General features: G+C 36.3%; 1 protein-coding gene. It reads right to left on the reverse strand.

Going from position 1 to position 1628, the window contains the following annotated elements:
• Positions 1-135: 135 nt before the first annotated feature.
• The gene (locus ACE198_RS27940) at positions 136-1371 is read right to left on the reverse strand and encodes an IS110 family RNA-guided transposase (RefSeq protein WP_375377795.1); all 1236 of its coding nucleotides are present in this window, start codon (positions 1369-1371) and stop codon (positions 136-138) included.
• Positions 1372-1628 lie beyond the last annotated feature (257 nt).

Consider the following 1628-nt stretch of genomic DNA (forward strand, 5'->3'; position numbering starts at 1 on the left):
AACCAGCTAATAGTTTGTCAATATTTTTCAATAAAAAATAAAATTTAGTCATGATATACTAAAATTATGCATGCCAAATAACCTTCCACTAACTGATGATTGGAAGGTTTTGTCTTATTTAACTAAAAATCTTAATTAGGCTATATCTTGGAAAGCAGTTCTGTTTTTTAATATGGCATAAATCCAATGTAAAAGCTTATTTACACAGGCAATAACGGCGACTTTATAAAGTTTGCCTTCCTCACGCTTCTTATCGTAAAACGCTCTTAATCTCTTATTTCTAGGGATAATTTCATCAGTTGTTTTCTGTTTACGACAATCACGAATCCCAGAGCGAACAGCCATATATAAGGCGTGCCGCAACCTACTTGATCCACGTTTAGTAATACGAACGAGAGTAGCTTTAAACTTACCTGATTCAAATACCTCTGGATCTACTCCAGCGAATGCGACAAGTTTTTTTGGGTGATTAAACCGGTCTATCTCCCCAATTTCAGAAATGATCGTTGCAGCGATTTTTTCTCCGATTCCAGGGATAGATTGGATAATCTTATATTCTTCAATTTCCTTTGCGAGAGTATCTATCTCAGCCTCCAACTCTGATAGATGCTCTTTGTATTGAAGAAGCATATTAATATACATACTAAGACTCAGTAAATGACTATGATATAGTGTCTTTTGAAACGGATTCTTTGCTGCTGCTTTCTTAAGTTGTTGAGCTTTTTCTTTTGCCCATCTTATTGAACGACTTTTACATAATTCCTTGATTTTATTAGTCAATGTTACTTCGTTAATAGCTAAAATATCTTCAGATGCTGGGTATGCTTGCAGAGTAAGCAACGACACAACAGAATATAAGTCCCCAAAAACACCGTTATATTCAGGGAATATTTGATCTAGAACAGCTTGAAATTGCAGTTTAGTTTGAACATACATCCCCGTTATATTCTCATGCTGCCTTGTGAGATTACGAAGGTTTAAGAGTCGAATTCCACGTTTTTTGTAGGGCTCTAAATCCTCTTTATAGTAAAGCTCACAAAGACGATAGGCATCGATGGCATCCGTTTTAACTTTTCGTAAACTAGCATTTTTAGCTCTGTGAGAGATTAATGGATTTACGATGATTAATAAATATTGATGTTGCTCTAGAAACTGAACAACTGGTGTATGGTAATGTCCTGTAGCTTCTAAAACCACTGGAGGTTGAATACCAGCTTTATTTTTTATACCTTCCAGAAACTCAAGTAATGATCCTAGCCCATCAAGATCATGGTTGATACTAAAGCTTTTACCGTAAGGTTTTCCCTTATCTAAAAAAGCCTGAACTTCACTTTTTCCTTTTGAAACATCCAGACTAACGACTGGATTCATTCTAAATCTCCTCCTAAAATTGAACTTGCCAGTAACCCCTAATTCCTCCTAGTAGTATCATAGCTTCGCTTGTTATACGAGATCACAGTCCCAACCAGCCTCAAACATGTTTCTACCAGTAGGGGGCGAACGGTTTACTTGACGGGATCAAAGTCCCACGGGTGCGGACGTTCTACCCTGGCTACTGTTATAATAAGACCATATAAATAAAGGTCAACCAGAAATATTTTCTTATCTGGTTAACCTTATAATACGAA

This window comes from Neobacillus sp. KR4-4 (assembly GCF_042136325.1).
Taxonomy (GTDB): Bacteria; Bacillota; Bacilli; order Bacillales; family Cytobacillaceae; genus Neobacillus.

Coding starts and splice junctions, on each gene's coding strand:
- ACE198_RS27940 (WP_375377795.1), bottom strand. CDS start 1,371: ATGAATCCAGTCGTTAGTCTGGATGTTTCAAAAGGAAAAAGTGAAGTT.